Below are 15,709 nucleotides of genomic sequence, written 5' to 3' on the forward strand. Positions count from 1 at the left end.
ACCAGCAATTCGACTGACAGGCATCAATAGTGAACAAGCGGCGCACGGAAGCCAAGGAAAGAAAAGAAAATTCTCTAGACTGAGCCCGTGAAGAAGAATGCTTCAGGCGCGCCGTACACCGAAGGCTCTGGATCGAATGATGTTCGGGCGGGGGCGCCGATCGATGACATCGACCGGATCCTCCTCGACCAACTCTCGCGGGACGCACGTACCCCGAACAACGCCCTCGCCGCCCTCGCGGGCATCGCCCCCTCGACCTGCCTGGGCCGCGTACGTTCCCTGATCGATCGCGGAGTGATCCGCGGCTTCCATGCCGACATCGATCCCGCCACCCTCGGCAGGGACCTGCAGGCAATGATCGCGGTTCGAGTGCAAGCCAATGCACGACAGCATCTCGGGCAGCTCGCCGAGCAACTCGCCACCCTCGACGAGGTGCTGAACGTGTACTTCATCGCCGGCGCCGACGACTACCTCATCCACGTCGCCACCGCCAGCAGCGAAGAGCTGAGGCGCTTCGTCCTCGACCACCTCAGCGCGCATCCCGCGGTCGCCTCGACGGAGACCATCCTGATCTTCGAGCACGTGCGCCCGCGACACCGAGCGCCCCGGACCGAGCAATCTTCGGGCCGCTGAGGGCCTCCACGCCGAGGCCGGCGCCTGTCAGGCTGCAGTGAGCGCCTTGATACGGTCGGGTCGGAAACCCGCCCAGTGGTCGTCACCGGCTACGACGACCGGGGCCTGCAGGTAGCCGAGAGCCCTCACGTAGTCATGGGCACCAGGGTCCTGGGTGATGTCGACGATCGTGTAGTCGAGCCCCTCGTTGTCCAGGGCGCGGTAGGTGGCGGTGCATTGCACGCAGGCCGGCCTGCTGTAGATCGTGATGGTCATGGTGCGCTCCGCTCCGTGTGTGATGTGCCGGCGGGGGACCGGAATCATATGCGCTCCCGCCTGGGTTCGCGCGCCGGCGGTCGGTCTCCCAATCGTATCGAACATACATTCGATTATCTGTTATGGTGGCCATTCGGCGCCAGTGACGGTGTAGGGAAGACTCCGTCACTGGCGCCGTCGACGCTGCCGTAAATGGTGAGTACCGTTGATACTCAAGGATTGTCGACTCGATTTCGGCGGTCGGCACGGGGGAGAAGCGTCGGGAAACGGTCCGAACGTCAACCTCGGCGAGCGGGCGCTGGGTCGTTCCGGGCTGCCGCGGCCAGGACGCCGGGACGCATCCATGACTTCGTACCCAATTCCAGCGTCAGGGGCAGACGCGCACGTTCCCGATTCCCGCACGCGTTCCAGAGGCCGAGAACTCGTGCGTCCACGGAAAAGGTGCCCTGCGTCCGGACCCGCCTAGCACTCGGCGCGCTGACCCAGCCGGCCCGGTCGGGGTCGTCGGGCGCGGAGGGGGCAGGTGGTGCAGCGGGGGCACGCCCTGCACACCACTAGTTGACATAATGTCGATTATCGGCAAAAAGTGGCGTTTTATCGCCGCAGGTCAGAGGCCCGGATTTGGCCTGCCTCTATACCCACGGCCACAGTCTGCGGTGATCTGGTTACTCGGCCCGTCCATCGCCATTGCCTGCATATCCGATTCGGTGCGTCGGCGTCGAACCGTCGCGGCGCGGTACGTTCGTCGGCGTGCTGAATAATATTCACGCTGCCGGATGTGCGGTGCCGGGCCGCTAAGGCCAATTCGGCGACGGCGCCGAGTGGCCCGGCTTTCCGAATGAATGTTCGGTTGCGGGAGTCCCCTCCTCCCGTCCACCCCACGCTATTTCGTCACTGTGACGTAATGGGGGCAGCTTGGTTCCATTCTGAATGTGGCTGGGTCGGCATAACGCGCCCCGTGCCACGATCGAAGGGCGTTCACAACACGTTCGGAAGTTCTCACGTACGACGCTCACACGTCAGTCCTGGTCACCGAGGTACGCGTACACGGCACGGACGACAAGGCACGGCGGAGCCTCCGCGGGTGTTGGACGGTGGTGGGCCCGTTCGTCAAGGCGATGGGCGGGCCGGTACTGCGCCTGATCCATGACGAGGCCGAGTCTCTCTGAGTCGCGGACTCACTCGATGGCGGCCCGGAATTGTTCGTGCAGAGCCGCGGCGAGCTCGCGGACCTCGGGTACGACGTCGGGGTCGACGATGATCGTTACTGTCAGCGTGCCCGCATAGGATAGTGCGGCGAACGCGACGCCGACGTTCCCCGCGGTGACGGTAATCGGGGTGATGCCTGTGATCGGTGCCCCGGCGATGACGAGTTGTCCAGGGGGACCCGGGAGGTTCGTCAGGAACGAGTTGACGAGTCGCTGACGGTCGACGAACCACCGAAACAGCCGTAGCGCGGCCAGGATCCGGAAAAGTGGTCCGATCAGTGCCGAGGACGTACCTCGGGTTCGCATCTTCTGAACGCGGGTGACGCCCGAAACAGTGGTCAGCCGTTCCTGGAAACTTCCTACCAGCGGTACACGTACCGGCATTACACCGACCTGGTTCCCCAGGTGCCCACTCGTTGCCGAACTCCGGGCCGAGACGGGCACCGACACGACCAGCTCCTGCGGAAACTCCTTCCGCTCACGTAGGAGTTCGGCCAATGCCCCAGTGACGGCGACCAACAGAACATCGTTGACGGTGGCACCCGACCTCCGCCCCGCCGCCCGGACACCGTCGAGACCGACGTCGACGATCATTACCTTGCGACGGGGGCCGGTGGCAGCGTTCAGGGAACACCGCGGTGCCCACCCGCCGCGACCACGACCGAGTTCCGCCCAGCCGCCTCGTATACGAGCAACCCTGTGCGGAAGTCGGCGCAGGGTGCGGAACCGTTCGGAAACGCGGTCGACGAACCGGCCCCGAGGCGGTGCCGCGGTATCGTCGGCCGGCCCAGCCGGGTCCGCGCCGTCGACCAGGCGCGCGAGCACGGCGAGGCCACCGATCCCGTCGGCCACGACGTGATGCAGCACCAGCACCAGACCGGTGTGATCGTCGATGAGACCGGTGACGACGACCGCCCGCCACAATGGTCGTGACCGGGGCAGCGGCCGGATCACCGCGTCCACCGCGATTGCCAGCGCAGCGTCACGGTCCCCCGGGCTCGGGCACCGTACTCGGGCCACATGGGCGCGGACGTCGAAATCGGAGTCGTCGACCCAGTACGGCCGTCCCAGGTCCCGCCGTGGCGTGGCCAGGCGCTGTTGCAGGCGCCGAACGCTGGTCAGCCGTCGTGTGAACGTGGCCTCGACGGTCGCCGCATCCACGTCGCCGGCAACGAAAAGTATCGCGCCGACGTTCATGGGTACCGGTCCGACGTCCGAGACGAGCGTGATCAGGTCGCCCGAGCCGAGTTGCTCGCGACGGTCGTCGGCCATCATTCGGAGGCTGCGCCAGCCGCGCGCGACGAGACGAGGAGAGTCAGGACACCACGTTCTATGGAGTCGGAGAGGTCGGTGAGGTCCGGTGTGGTGTCGTAGTCCCCGGTGAGACCGAAGGCGAGATGGTCGCTGTAGCTGAGGATCGCGATCCCGATCCGCAGCCGCAGTGCGATCGGCACGTACGGAAAGATCTCCAGAATCGTGCGGCCCATCACGTGTCGTGTGGCCTTCGGTCCGGGGACGTTGGTTGCGACGGCGACGACACTGTGCTGAGGAAACCGGGTGGCGAGTCGAACAGCCCAGGCCATGGGCATGAACGGCCCGTACTGGGCCACCGCGGTGAACGCCTTGCCCCCTTCTGCTTCCTTGCTCTCCTTGTGCGTCGTGAGCCGTTCGTGGACGGCGACCAACTGCTCGACCGGATCTTCGATGTCGACTGGCAGAAAGGGCAGCATGAGCGAGACCTGATTGTGGATTGCATGTTCCTCGGTTGCGGAGCGGACGGACACGGGAACGAGCGTGCGGACCGTGTGCGGTTCGGGGCGCTCGCCCCGTTTCAGGAGCAGCTGCCGTAGTCCGGTGGTGATCGCGGCGAGTGCGACGTCGTTCACGGTCACCCGGTACGTGGCGCAGATTTCGCGAACGTCATGCATCCTGACTCGCGCGGTGCAGTAGCGGCGCTGGCGACCGATCGGTCCGATCAGCGAAGTGTCCGTAGATGAGGTCAGCATCTCGGACAGCAGGTGGGTCAGGCCGGTTGCGACGCCGATACCGGCGGCCGTCAGCCGACGTGGAATTGCCAGTGCCGCCGAGACGAGCCGGAGTTGCCGCACCGGAGACAGGAACTCGATCGTCGAGCGGACCAGGCTCTCGACGCTCTCGAGGCGTGTACCGACGGTCGGTACCGGCTCGGCGTCGGTGTCGGGCTCCGCGGTCCTCGACGTTTCGGCCACGACTTCGTCGCACATGGCCTCGAACAGTTTGGTTCCGGTGATCCCGTCCGCCATGCAGTGATGAATCTTGGTCAGTATGGCCCAGCGGTCGTCGGTGAGGCCTTCGACGACCCAGCATTCCCACAGGGGGCGGTCACGGTCGAGTCGGTGCGCCATGACCCGGGCGACGAAACCGAACAGGGACTCCTCCTCCCCTGGTTCCGGGACGGCGACCCTCCGCAGATGATGGCCGAGGTCGAAATGCGGATCCGGTGACCATGAGGGTGCGCTGAAGTCGAAAGGGACCGTGTGAACCCTGTCTCGGGCGTGCGGGAGCTTCGCGAAACGTGCGGCGACTGTGTCACGAAATTCGTCTTGCCCGGGAACGGGGCCCTCCATGATGGCGAGAGCACCGATCGTCAGGCTTGCGTGGGGGTCGGAGTCCTCCGTCTCGAGAAAACCCGCGTCCAGGAAGCTCAAGTTGTCGTCCACTGGCTCTGGCCTCACCATTCGGAAATCGGCGTCGTCTTCCTGTGTTCGACTTCAATGGGCGTCAGCTGACCGGCCACCCGGGGGCCTTTCCGAGGTTCCTCCACTCGCGGTCCCACTGTGACATCCGGTATCTCGTTCCTGCCCAGCGAATTCCGATCAACATCGTGAGACAGACCGTCGCACCCGTTGTCCACAATGCGAGTGCGGCGCCCACGGCCTCGAATGCGTTCTCGGTGCCTGTCTTCGGCGGATCGACGATCTTGCCGGCCGGGTCGATCCAAATGCTGATCGTTTGTCCCGCCTTCGCTTCCGGCGTGGTCAGTACCTGACCGGTGCGTGTGGTCCCATCCACTGCCCACCGGGCCGGTGCCTGCCCTGTGGCACCCGTTGCGGGGGTGGTATCCGCCAGGTTCACAGTTGCGTCCTCGAGGAGCACTGCCGCGATCTGATGCAGGTTTTCGCGGTCGGCGCGGGATCGGTCGTCGAGGCGTGTGTGAGTGGCAGTTCCGAAGGCTGCGGCGAGCGGAACCAAGATCAGCACCAGCGCGACGACGACGAGGAAGACCGAGGATTCGAGGCGACAGCTTCCCCGCATCAGTCGGTTCCCGCTCCACGGCCCCAATCGCCACATCCGCGCTACCAGTGGCTGTTCCCCGATCATGGCGACCTCCTGCGATTGCTCCTTCGAGTGTCGCGCGGGAACAGGTGCCGATGTAGGGCCCAAGGTCATCGCTCTGGTCGGATCGGTCCGGCGATCAGGAGGGGACATGGAGTTATGTGCACCAAGGCTGCGCTGGTCGAGCCGAGCGTCATCCAGGAGAAGCCGCCCCGGCCGCGGCTGCCGATGACGATCATCTGGGCTTCGTCGGCCATGTCGAGGAGGTGGCGAACGGGTCGGTCCCGAAAGAGGGTCTGTCGCATGGGGACGTCGGGGAACCGTTCACACCATTCGGCGACGCCGGCCTCGAGCACCGACCGCTCCATGGTCTGCTCCACACCCACGGGGAGTTTCGACAGGTCCTGGTCGGACCACAGCTTCGGGAAGGTCCCGCTCGGCTCGGGCGTGGAGGATTTCAGCGAGTCGCGGCCCATCTTGTGCACCGCGGTACGTGATGCAGGACAACAACAGTAGCGGCACCCTGCGCACTGTAGCCTCACGTGCGGCCCACCGCACCGCATCCAGCGACGACCGGGATCCGTCCACTCCCACAACGATCCCCGGATCGACCATGGTGACCTCCTCATCGATTCCGCTCGCTGCTCGAGCCGCAATCGTGCCATCGATCTGCGTCGCAGCGGTGGGTTGACGCTCGTCGTATCGCCAGGGGTGGCAGCCCTCCCCTACTCACCGGACAGGTTTCCCGGCGCCGGCCGTTCTCGAACCAGGACTTCCGACAACGGGCGTCTCGGTGTGGGCGACGGTTCCCCCACCCCGGTGCCCGCTCCCACCCTGATCAGAACCTGCGGCATCCCGTCCCCGGAAGACAGCTCTCGGAGCATTGTCCGTGTCGCGGCGCGTTCGGTCAGATGTGTGACGGGGCAGGTGGCGAGTCCGCGGTCCGTGCAGGCGAGCAGAACCGCGGAGAGTGCTTCGCCGCTCCGTAGCCAATCAAGTCTCGAATCCGTGGATGTGGAGAGCAGGAGGATCGCGGCGCGGTCTTCCGACGGGCTGCCGTCGGGTGTGCTCGCGCGGCCGGGCGGAAACTCACGTGAGAGGTGCACCGAGTGCTGCTGCGAGTCGGACGGGCGCGCCTGTTCCGGCACTCCGTCAGGGAACAGTCCGCGCCCCGACCACCACCGCAGTTCGGCTTGGTAGGTGGGGTTGTCGTGCCGTAATCCGGTCATCCGGCGTGATGCTCCCTCGAGTGCGGGACGGCTTCGCTCGCCGAGGTCTTCGAGTTCGACGCCTGTTCCCGCCGTGATTCGCACCAGCTCTTCGAGTGTGTCCCTCCACGCGGACGGTGCGTCCAGTGGCAGTCGTTCGGTTCGCCTGCGTTCGATCGCCGCCGCCATTCGGGCGACGAAATCTGTCGGTGCCGGTGTCGGTGCCGCGACAAATCCGATCGTCGACAGAAGTTGCCGGTCGGAAGAACGCGGCAGCCGCTCGATCACAGGACGCCAGCGATTCGCCGCGAATGCGTGCTCGAGGTGATTCAAGGCCGCACCGCAGGAGATCACCATCTGACGACCGAAGGCATCGGTCGCGGGCAACAGCCGGTCGGGATCGCTGTACAACCGGAGGGAAGTGCCCATCACCCAACGCCACGGTTGGCTATTGTGCAGCGACGGCGCGCGGCACGCCAGCGCCACAGCTGATTCGACGGTACGTCGGTCGGGTACCACGGGCAGCTCGCGCGTGTTCACAGTGTGTCCGTGTGTGTGGTGGGTACTCCGCCGGTCATCGTGTGTCTCCTGCTTGTCCTGGCTTCCAGTGTTGTGCTCGTGGCTCGGTCGCTCTAGGGCCGTAGGTCATCGACACCGTCCGGCGGAGACTGCATGGTCCGACCAGCGCATCTGCGGCTGATCACTGGATGAGCACGACCCACACGGTCGCGGCTGTCGCAGCGAACCGGAACGAACCGGCAACGGCGGCGAGGACCAGTGTGGTGAGCAGGTTCGTTCCGACGGCGACAACCGCCGCCACAGTCGCGGTGTCGACGGTGATCTCGGCACCTGCCGCGGACGCCGCGGCGAGCGACGAGGAATGGCGTCCCCCAATCCGCCGACAGCCGATGCAGCGACCACACCGTCACCTCCGAAGCTGTCCGCGGCGCCCTTCGTCATGACGAGGAGGACGAGCAGGATTCCTGCCAGTGAGAGTGTTGCCGGAACCGAGATCGGGCGGTCGAGTAAACCCAGGGCCGGCTGTGTCCCCTGGACGCGGCTGCCCGACGATCGGTCGTGCGAGCACTGGAGCACGATGATCCCCACGGAAGCCGCCGTGACTACAGCGGTGCCGGCGAGGGCTATGAGCGGAAAGGTACGTGCGCGGGGTAACTCCCACGACCCGGGTCCGCACCGTCGGGGTTCCGAGCCGCGTGTTCCCGCTCGATTCCCAGCCCGAGCCCGATCAGCAGGGCGGCGGCGTAGCCGTAGGCGTGGAAGTCAGCGATGTCCACGGTCGCCGAACTCCGTGGCGCGATCATGAACCGTACCGGTGTCCCGGTAAACCTTGCTGATCATGACCGGACATCGGGCCCGGTGAAGCATGTGCTGGCTCGTCGACCCGAGGATCGCACGGCCGAGCGCGCCGTGCCCATGGCTTCCGACGACGAGAAGTTGCGCGTCCTCACACCAGCGGAGCAATACCTCACCTGCCCCACCGGACTCGACAATCTTTCGCACGACCACATCGGGATATCTCTCGACCCAGCCGACGAGACTTTCCGCCAGCACTGCCCCTTCCCGTTGGCAGGCCCCGACCTCGACCGCTTCGTTCTCGGTATCACGTGGAAAATCCGACCTCCACGAATGCACCGCGATCAGCGGCGCATCGAATCGCCCCGCGAATTGGACGGCGTCGGCCACGGCGGCGACACTGCACCGGCTGCCGTCCACACCGACGACGACCGCGCGTCGGTCGGGAATCGCTTGTTGTTCGGCTCCCCGCCACACCACGACCGGGCACGGCGAGTGATGGGCGAGTCGCAGCGCCGTCGCATTCAGATACCCCTCCACCGGGCCTCGTGCCGTCGACCCGATCACCACCATCGACGCTGAGTCCGCCAACGGCAACAGGATGTCGGCCGCCGTCGACCCGGTCGGTGAGGAACACTCCACGGCGAGGGCACGCCGGTCGGCCCTGATGCCGCGCAACGCACCGGCCAGGAACGTTTCCGCGGCGATGCGGTCCTCGTCTTCCGACGGCAGGGGACGCGGTTCTGCGTACGAGACAGGGGGTGGAGGGAGCGCGTGAACCAGGTGCAACGTTGTTCCCTGCTTCTCCGCGACCGCGGCGGCCCGGCGCGCCGCAGCTCTCGCTGCCGTCGAGCTGTCGACTCCGACGACAACCGGCTCGAGAGAAGGTGTCCTCGCGTCGGTCACGGTTATCTCACCACGTCGCGCTGAGCGAACCCCGATGAGCGCGACTCCGAGCAACGCTGCAATTGTGAGCGAGGAGACGGCTGCTGCCGCGAACGAGAACCCATGGCGCAACGGATCATGCTCGGCGTACTGATAGAACGGTGAATATCGTTGCCACGGCGCCAACCACGACACCACAGGCCCGAGGCCGTTGAGCACATATGTCAGTATTCGACATCGTCCGGACGGTTCGGTCGAGGTCGAGGTCGAGCCGATCGGCGAAAACTGTCGCCGCTTTGTCGCCCGGCTTGCCACGCAGGTGTCCGAAGTACGTGATGTGCTGGCGGCCGGTCATGCGGTCGTACAGTGCCAATTCGCCGGGGACATAGCCGATCAGACGATGAACCGCGGGCGCCGATGACCATGCGTCGAGGCCGAACACGTGGGCCGATCCCGCAGTCGGACGCAGCAAGCCCACGAGCAGACGCAGCGTGGTCGACTTTCCGGCGCCATTGGGGCCGAGATAACCGAAGACCTCACCCTCGACAATATTCACGTCCACCGTGCCCAGGGCGAGCATGAAGCCGAACCGCGTGGTGAGGCCGACCGTGCGAATGGCGATGTCGCTGGACATCTTCTCAGGCTTACAGCGGCGCAGTTGCCGTCAGTAGGGTCTTCCGGCCCGAATCATCCGGCAGTGACCATCGGCCCTTACCTCAGGCCACTGGAAGGCGAACACTGAGGTGGACGCACCGACTGTCCGACCCGGGTCAGGGTGGAGTGCGATTCATCAAGGAGGCGATCGTGGACACCACCATTCCCGACGAGAACGTCGTCCGCATTGCCGTGGACCTCGCCTGCCGGGCACCGTCGGTACACAACAGTCAGCCGTGGCAGTGGACGTACGCCGACGGGCAGCTCGACCTCTACACGGAACGCGGCAGGCTTCTGGCCTCGACGGACCCGTCGGGCCGGCAGTTGGTCGTCAGTTGTGGTGCGGCGCTGAATCATCTCCAGACGGCATTGACCGGGCTCAAATGGTCCGTGGACATCCGGCGCGTCCCGGAGGGTCCTCACTCGGGGCATCTGGCGACGATTCGGTTCCGCCACGACGCGCGGCCCCAGTCGCACGACTTCGATCTGCTTGCGGCGATCCGTCACCGATATTCCGACCGCAGGCCCTTCGGCCCGATTAGCGTGAAGACCCCGTTGCCCACGGCATTGACCGACGTGGCGCACCGCACGGATGTCCACCTGACGTTGCTGGGGAGGGACGCTCGTCCGACTCTTGCGAAGGCGACGGAGCTGACCGCGGCCGCACGGAAATACGACTCCGCCTACCAGGCCGAGCTCCACTGGTGGGCCGGTCATTCCATTCCTCAGGGTGGAATACCGGCGGATTCCCTCGCAACCGCGGAGAACCGTGACCGCGTCGACATCGGGCGCCGGTTCCCCGCGGGCCGCGACAACAACGCGAGCGCGGAGATCGACCGCTCGACGGTTCTCGTGCTGAGCACCGACAGCGACGGCCGTGATGCGTGGCTCCGGGCCGGCGAGGCCTTGTCCGCGGTGCTGTTGGAGGCGACCGTCAGCGGTCTCGCGACATGCCCGCTGACGCACACGACCGAACTACGTCAGAGCCGGGAGATGATTCGGGAACTGCTTCCCGACGGTGGCTTCCCGCAGGCTCTGATTCGGGTGGGCACTGCTGAGAAGAAGTCTCCGCCACGTCAGACTCCGCGACGCCCTGTCGAGTCGGTTTTCTCGATCGGCCGCCGCCACTCCGCTCGTTGACGCTTCCGGCGACACCTGCGCACCTCGGGTGAAAGCCGGCGGCCACCGCCCAGATCAGCGACCTCCACCGCCAGGACGATCATTCTGTGGGGCAGCCGATCGAGCGCGGCGCCGAGCCGAATGGTGTGGTCGAGCGCGATTCCGTGCGTGCTGAACGTCCCCGCCCGAACGTCGCCGAGTTCGCCCGGAGTGAGCCGATAGACGGTGCCGGGTCGAGGCGGAGATCGTTTCCCAGCCCGATCACCACGACGGTCATCGGCGGTCGACCGTGAGGGTCAGAAAGTGGGTGGCGCAGGAGATGTACGGATAGTAGTTGCGGATGGTTCGTTCGCACAGCGTTGTCAGATCATCATCGGTCAGCATGAGATTCCCGTCCACCGCGCGCCGTAGATCGTGGTCGATGGCAGCCTGATTCTGCGAGGTCGGAGGAATGATGATGGCGGCGCGGATCGATCCGGTGGGATCGAACTCGTATCGGTGATACAGCAGTCCACGGGGTGCCTCGCTGACCCCGTGCCCGACCGTGTGTATCGGTGGCCCGGCGGTGAACGGCTCCGCAGGCCGCAGGTATCGGTCGATGATCCGCGACGCTTCCTCGACGGTGGGACCGACAACGCAATAGCTGCGGGCGCGGAGGGCCTCGATCAGTTGGTCGAGGCCGCGGCGATCCAGGACGCTCGCATCGGTGTGCACGGTCGGTTGCCGATCCATGCGCTCACTCCTTTGCCGACCCGGCGGTCAGGCTATTCGGTGAGGTGAACGCGGCTGTGCGTGGCCGCTTCCACATCGGCCGCGGTGAGCTCGATCAACTGGTGGGCCAGGTCGGCCAACGCACGTGCGGTGGCCAATTCGTCCCCGATCTCGGGGATCTCGGTGTCGGCGGGATTCCGGCGGGCGAGCCCGACCCCGACGAGGGTGTGGGTGTCGCGGGTTCGGAGTCGGGCCTGTGCCCGGGTCCTGGACCCGCCTTCGTCGGCGTCGTGTTCGTCGATGACGATCTCCACGGACCAGTTCTTCTCGGTCATGTTCATCGGCCTCCGTTCGGTGTGGACACGGTGTCGTGTCCACGATGTGGTTGTCGGGTACGTGCGTGTGCCGCGATCACGAGGCCACGACCACCCTCGTATCGGTTGTCTTCGTGCACAGCGCGAGGACGACGCGAAACCCGTCCGCTATCGAATCGGTCAGGGTCGCGAGATCCGGGACGGCGTCGGTGTCGGCGTTGAGCCCGACACAGCATCGCGTGGTGTAGGACATCAAGGTCACGTTGAACGCCGATCCGAGTGTGGGACTGAACGCGTAGTAGTGCAGAATCTCCGCCCCGGCGATGAACAGTGGTACCGGAGATCCGACGACGTTCGAGGCGACGAAGTCGACGTGTTTGAGCATGTTTCCGAGTGTCGACGCCGGAAGCAGGTTCAAGGCGCCGGCGATCGTCGGTGACAGCGGAATCGCGGGCTCGTGGCGCCAGGCATGAACTGTGGCGTGCACCCGGCGCATCAACGCGGCAGGATCGTCGATGTCGGTGGGTAGTGCAAAACGTGCCAGGGTGATGCGGTTGCCTCCCACCGGGTCCGTCTCGGCACGCAGGCTGATCGGCAGCGTCATCCGCAGTTCGCTGATCTCGGCGCCGTGCAGTCGGTGGTACTTCGCCATTCCCAGCAGGACAGCAGCCAGAAACGCGTCGTTGATCGAACCGGCACCCGCCGCGGCCGCTTGAGCGAGCGCGTCCACCGGCACGTCGAGCACCGCACAGTGACGCCGAGTGCTGCGTTTCGTCATCACCGGGGACAGTGTGGAGACCACGGGACGCGTGAGGCGCAGTGTGGAGCCGGCTAGTTCGGCTGCTTCGCGCCAGGTGGCCCTCGGAGTCCGGACCAGTCGAACACTGTTGCGGCCCAGCGCGTTCGATGCCCGGCGGGCCACATCGGTGGCCGTGTTCCGGTACCAGGAGAGGCGGCCCGGCGGAGTGGGCGATTCACCGTCCGGCGCGGCCGTCCGATGGTCGGTCCGGTCCGGCCGAGGCCCGTCATCGCGGGTGAAATCCACGATCTCCCGGGCAATCTGCATTCCACTGACACCGTCGGTGAGAGAGTGATGCACCTTCATCACGAGGGCCGACTTGCCGTCGGGGAGTCCGTCGAGAACGGTGAACTCCCAGAGCGGACGGCGCTTGTCGAAGGCGGTCATCTCGGCGGTCCGGGCGAAGTCGAGAACCCCGTCCCATGTTCGTGGTTCGGGGAGGGTGTAGCGGCGCAGGTGCCAACTGAGATCGAAATCCGGATCGTCCGCCCACCTCGGCGGCGCCAAGCCCACCGGAGCCTCGATCGCCGTCCGCCGGAAGAGGGGAACCAGGTCGACCGCCCTGCGCATCATGTCGACGAATCGGCTCTGATCCGGACTACGATCGAGCAGCGCAACCGCCACGATGGTCGACCGGAGGATCGGGTCCTCCTCCATCCGCCACGACATGAAGTCCGTCTGGGTCATGTAGCGCTGATTCGTCGTGCTCACGTCGGTCAACTCGCTCGTCGATCGGGTCTGCGGTCGGTCTGTGTCGGTGGTCTTCGGTGTGCGCCGGGGCCCAGTCCCCTGGGGTTCCCGGTGGCCACGGTTCACATCGGCATCATGGGCATGGGTGGCAGAACACCCATGCTGTGCAGCCACATCATGAACATGTGGAACATCTGCATCACATCCATCACGGTCACCTCCTTCGCCGTGCGCTCGTGTCAGGGTGTCGTCCCGGCGCGCAGAATGGTCAGGCGACTCCGGTATTCCTGCTCGTCGATCTCTCCGCGTGCGAACCGCTCGGCAAGGACCGCCTCGGCACTGCGAAGCGGCGGCGCCCCACCGGGCGGTGCCGGGAACGGGTGACTCATATAACGGACCAGCAGGATGATTCCCACGATCAGCAGCCCCCAGAACAGCGCCATACCGGCGAACATCAGTGCATACCCCCAACCGCCGAAATCGTCGTCGTACATCACGGGGCGGCCTCCTACTGTGCTTTCGGCGGTGTGTCCCGGTGGGTCCGCCGTATTACCAGTGTCCAACCGTGCGAGGGGTCGTTCACAGGGTCTTTCGGCCGTTTCCGGTGGTTTACCCCGAAGGAATCAGTGCACCGTATCCAGTGTTGTATACAAGCGATGGTGGTGGCATCGGGCGACCGCCGAGAGATAGAAGACCTGCACCAAGCTGGGCGCGCAGGCGGAATCGCTCGCCCGGCGGCAGATCGTGATCGGGCAGGCGACGTGATGGAGCAAATTCTGACTGGTCGATCCCAGAAACGCTCCGGCCAGGCGGTGGTGGCCGTGGCTGCCGACGACGACGAGTTCTGCGTCGCAAGCGTATTCGAGGATCAGCTGCCGGACCGGCCTGTTCGATGACGGTCGTCAGGTGTAGATCCGGGCACTTCTCGCGCCAGCCAACGAGATTTTCCGCCATCAGAACGGAGTGTTCTTCCTCGACGACGGCCCAGTTCACCATCGTCCGGACGGCAGGGCGCTCGGAAATGTCCCCGGCACCCCAGCCGTGCACCGCGAGGAGCGGGACCTCGAAGAACGTTGCGAACTCGACAGCCGTGGCGAATGGCGAGTGAGCTCAGGTCACTCCCGTCGACGCCGACGACGACAGGACGGTGGTCGGGCACCGAGGGCGTGGCCTCCGATCGGAACACGGTGACCGGGCAGTGCGCACGGTTGACCACCTGCAGGACCGTGGAGCCGGTGAGGAGCGATTCCAGTGCACCCGCACCGGTGGATCCCACCACCACTATCTCCGCGTGCGCGCTCGAGCCTGCGAGTGCCGGCCCCGCAGGGCCGGGATGGGTGCTGCACGACACGGTGATGTCGGGGAAGGCGCTCTTCACGCGTCGTTCGGCCCGATCCAGGATCTTCCTCGGCGAACTCGTTCTGGAAGAGGAGAGCGGCTTCGCTGTAGTGGTATCCCGGACTCGGCAGGACGTGAGCCAGTCGCAGTGGCACAGACTTCCGCCGAGCGACCGCGCCCACACCGCGGCTCGCATCGCTCTTTCCGACCGCCGACACCGACGACGATGGACCGATGCTGCGCGAGAACGCTCACACGCCTCAACCTCCGGTCACCGTCACGGTCGCAGATACGGCAACGGCGTCGGTAGGGGCATAGGTCATCTGGCTGCAACGCGGCGGGGCCCGACGCCTATGCACGGGGCATAGTCCCAGAAAGTGACGGTAGACCCTACTCGGTGGACGACATCGTTGGTTGAATCCGAAGTGACACGACACCTCGGAGTTCGCCATGAATCCCCCACCCCACCATCGTCGACAGGGAAATCGGTCGGCGATGAGACAGGCGCAGCCGCCCGTGCCGGACACGGAGGAAGACCGAGTCGATTGGCCCGATCCGAGCCCGCTGGCCGACTGGTGGGCGCGTGTGATGTTCGGTGCACACCCATCGACGTGAACCGTCGGCCGGAACATGCTCGGGCACAGATCGCGGCGCCGAGCCCACCAACCATAGAAGGAGTCGACATGCGAACACTCGTGGTCTACGAATCGATGTTCGGAAACACCCGGCACGTGGCCGAGGCGATCGCCCGAGGTCTCGAGTCCGCGGGAACCGTCACAGCGGTCCCGGTCGCCCGAGCCGGTGACGAAGACCTGTCCGGCTACGATCTCGTGATGGTCGGCGGTCCGACGCATGTCCACGGGATGAGTCGCGAGTCGACCCGTCACGGGGCAGCCGTGACAGCCCACAAACCGGACAGCACTGTGGCACTGGAACCTGACGCGGAAAGCGAAGGCCTCCGCGAGTGGCTCGACGGGCTCCCCCCGACTCACGGGAAGGCGGTGGCGTTCGACACTCGCGCCAACGGCCCAGCCCTCCTGACCGGCCGAGCATCGAAAGGTATCTGCCGAAAGCTGCGCCGGCGCGGGTTCGATCTCGTAGCCGAGTCGGAAAGTTTCCTCGTCGACAAGGAATCGCGGCTCGAGGAAGGTGAGGAGATCCGCGCCGAGCAGTGGGGTCGGGCACTCGCCCAGCAGGTCACTTCCCCTCGCGCGTAACACATCCCACGTCGCCCGGGCTCGTTATCGGCTCGTGACTGCGACCGCG

Annotated in this window: 17 protein-coding genes and 4 pseudogenes; 3 read left to right on the forward strand and 18 right to left on the reverse strand. The window is 65.8% G+C overall.

Features of this window, described 5'->3' with window-relative positions:
• Window positions 1-87: 87 nt before the first annotated feature.
• Window positions 88-633 (forward strand): Lrp/AsnC family transcriptional regulator, encoded by a 546-nt coding sequence (locus DTA22_RS00185; RefSeq protein WP_112298147.1) that lies wholly within the window; start codon window positions 88-90, stop codon window positions 631-633.
• Window positions 634-660: 27 nt separating this feature from the next.
• On the opposite strand, the gene nrdH is transcribed toward DTA22_RS00185, so the two are convergent.
• From nrdH to DTA22_RS00230, 11 genes and pseudogenes are all read right to left on the reverse strand, one after another.
• Entirely contained in the window at window positions 661-888 is a 228-nt protein-coding gene (nrdH, locus tag DTA22_RS00190) for a glutaredoxin-like protein NrdH (protein WP_112298822.1), read from the reverse strand.
• A gap of 1,178 nt (window positions 889-2,066) precedes the next feature.
• On the reverse strand, window positions 2,067-3,371 hold the full coding sequence (locus DTA22_RS00195; RefSeq protein WP_112298148.1) for a wax ester/triacylglycerol synthase domain-containing protein: 1,305 nt from the start codon (window positions 3,369-3,371) through the stop codon (window positions 2,067-2,069).
• Window positions 3,368-4,795: a wax ester/triacylglycerol synthase family O-acyltransferase gene (locus DTA22_RS00200; RefSeq protein WP_112298149.1), complete on the reverse strand. Its 1,428-nt coding sequence runs from the start codon at window positions 4,793-4,795 to the stop codon at window positions 3,368-3,370. Before DTA22_RS00200 ends, DTA22_RS00195 begins: the two co-directional genes overlap by 4 nt.
• Before the next feature lie 61 nt (window positions 4,796-4,856).
• Window positions 4,857-5,456, reverse strand: coding sequence for an Rv1733c family protein (locus tag DTA22_RS00205; RefSeq protein WP_037232285.1), 600 nt, complete (start codon window positions 5,454-5,456; stop codon window positions 4,857-4,859).
• A gap of 65 nt (window positions 5,457-5,521) precedes the next feature.
• Complete coding sequence (locus DTA22_RS00210) at window positions 5,522-5,887, reverse strand: universal stress protein (protein WP_255309357.1); 366 nt, start codon at window positions 5,885-5,887, stop codon at window positions 5,522-5,524.
• A gap of 19 nt (window positions 5,888-5,906) precedes the next feature.
• Window positions 5,907-6,026: pseudogene (locus tag DTA22_RS36515) on the reverse strand (universal stress protein); the annotation flags it as partial.
• A 110-nt stretch (window positions 6,027-6,136) separates the two neighbouring features.
• Window positions 6,137-7,159, reverse strand: a complete 1,023-nt coding sequence (locus tag DTA22_RS00215; protein WP_181910937.1) for an Acg family FMN-binding oxidoreductase — start codon at window positions 7,157-7,159, stop codon at window positions 6,137-6,139.
• A gap of 402 nt (window positions 7,160-7,561) precedes the next feature.
• A pseudogene (locus tag DTA22_RS36520) lies at window positions 7,562-7,726 on the reverse strand (MgtC/SapB family protein); the annotation flags it as partial.
• Window positions 7,727-7,761: 35 nt separating this feature from the next.
• Window positions 7,762-7,914 (reverse strand): hypothetical protein, encoded by a 153-nt coding sequence (locus DTA22_RS36525; RefSeq protein ID WP_245973268.1) that lies wholly within the window; start codon window positions 7,912-7,914, stop codon window positions 7,762-7,764.
• Window positions 7,901-8,839 (reverse strand): universal stress protein, encoded by a 939-nt coding sequence (locus DTA22_RS00225; RefSeq protein WP_112298151.1) that lies wholly within the window; start codon window positions 8,837-8,839, stop codon window positions 7,901-7,903. Before DTA22_RS00225 ends, DTA22_RS36525 begins: the two co-directional genes overlap by 14 nt.
• Before the next feature lie 115 nt (window positions 8,840-8,954).
• Window positions 8,955-9,452, reverse strand: coding sequence for an ATP-binding cassette domain-containing protein (locus DTA22_RS00230; RefSeq protein WP_245973267.1), 498 nt, complete (start codon window positions 9,450-9,452; stop codon window positions 8,955-8,957).
• Between the two features lie 146 nt (window positions 9,453-9,598).
• Between DTA22_RS00230 and DTA22_RS00235 the strand changes: the two genes are divergently transcribed.
• The gene (locus DTA22_RS00235) at window positions 9,599-10,612 is read left to right on the forward strand and encodes an Acg family FMN-binding oxidoreductase (RefSeq protein ID WP_037232281.1); all 1,014 of its coding nucleotides are present in this window, start codon (window positions 9,599-9,601) and stop codon (window positions 10,610-10,612) included.
• Here the strand turns inward: DTA22_RS00235 and DTA22_RS00240 are convergent.
• From DTA22_RS00240 to DTA22_RS00265, 7 genes and pseudogenes are all read right to left on the reverse strand, one after another.
• Window positions 10,549-10,815: pseudogene (locus tag DTA22_RS00240) on the reverse strand (hypothetical protein); the annotation flags it as partial. The gene DTA22_RS00235 and the pseudogene DTA22_RS00240 sit on opposite strands and share 64 nt — an antisense overlap.
• Before the next feature lie 49 nt (window positions 10,816-10,864).
• Window positions 10,865-11,212: pseudogene (locus DTA22_RS00245) on the reverse strand (Ni/Fe hydrogenase subunit alpha); the annotation flags it as partial.
• Window positions 11,213-11,355: 143 nt separating this feature from the next.
• Window positions 11,356-11,643: a DUF1876 domain-containing protein gene (locus tag DTA22_RS00250; RefSeq protein WP_037232278.1), complete on the reverse strand. Its 288-nt coding sequence runs from the start codon at window positions 11,641-11,643 to the stop codon at window positions 11,356-11,358.
• Window positions 11,644-11,713: 70 nt separating this feature from the next.
• A complete protein-coding gene (locus tag DTA22_RS00255; RefSeq protein ID WP_112298152.1) occupies window positions 11,714-13,135 on the reverse strand; it encodes a wax ester/triacylglycerol synthase domain-containing protein in 1,422 nt (473 codons plus the stop codon).
• 209 nt (window positions 13,136-13,344) lie between these two features.
• Window positions 13,345-13,599, reverse strand: coding sequence for an SHOCT domain-containing protein (locus tag DTA22_RS00260; RefSeq protein ID WP_037232277.1), 255 nt, complete (start codon window positions 13,597-13,599; stop codon window positions 13,345-13,347).
• A 129-nt stretch (window positions 13,600-13,728) separates the two neighbouring features.
• Window positions 13,729-13,977 carry a universal stress protein gene (locus DTA22_RS36530; RefSeq protein WP_322789939.1) on the reverse strand — a complete coding sequence of 83 codons (249 nt, stop codon included), beginning with the start codon at window positions 13,975-13,977 and terminating at the stop codon, window positions 13,729-13,731.
• Window positions 13,974-14,639 (reverse strand): universal stress protein, encoded by a 666-nt coding sequence (locus DTA22_RS00265; protein WP_245973266.1) that lies wholly within the window; start codon window positions 14,637-14,639, stop codon window positions 13,974-13,976. Before DTA22_RS00265 ends, DTA22_RS36530 begins: the two co-directional genes overlap by 4 nt.
• 487 nt (window positions 14,640-15,126) lie before the next feature.
• On the opposite strand from DTA22_RS00265, the gene DTA22_RS00270 reads away from it, so the two are divergent.
• Complete coding sequence (locus DTA22_RS00270; RefSeq protein WP_037232275.1) at window positions 15,127-15,660, forward strand: flavodoxin family protein; 534 nt, start codon at window positions 15,127-15,129, stop codon at window positions 15,658-15,660.
• The last annotated feature ends 49 nt before the right edge of the window (window positions 15,661-15,709 follow it).

Origin of the sequence: Rhodococcus wratislaviensis, from assembly GCF_900455735.1 — a bacterium.
Lineage (GTDB): Bacteria > Actinomycetota > Actinomycetes > Mycobacteriales > Mycobacteriaceae > Rhodococcus_F > Rhodococcus_F wratislaviensis.